A 249-nucleotide genomic window follows, 5' to 3' on the forward strand; every position below is an offset into this window, starting at 1 on the left:
AAGAAAAATTAGCTGAAGAAAGAAGGAAACAAGAAGAAGAAAGAAAACGTTTGGAAGAGGAACGAAGATTGAAAGAGGTTGAAGAAGCGAAGAAGATGGCAGAGCAAAAAAGAATTGAAGATGCAAAGAAAAAAGAAGTTGAAGCATCTCAAAAAGAAAAAGAAGCAAATAAAGCGAAACAAAATGTGAGTCAACCAACACCAAATACGGTGAATGAAAATCCAATAGTTCCGCAAGATGGCCAAGAGG

The 249-nt window shown here is 36.1% G+C and carries 1 pseudogene; it reads left to right on the plus strand.

Annotated features, from left to right (window positions below):
- Positions 1–249, plus strand: a pseudogene (locus tag MR160_RS34465) (hypothetical protein); the annotation flags it as partial.

This window comes from Bacillus cereus group sp. BfR-BA-01382, from assembly GCF_022663475.1.
In the GTDB taxonomy this organism is placed as follows: Bacteria; Bacillota; Bacilli; order Bacillales; family Bacillaceae_G; genus Bacillus_A; species Bacillus_A thuringiensis_S.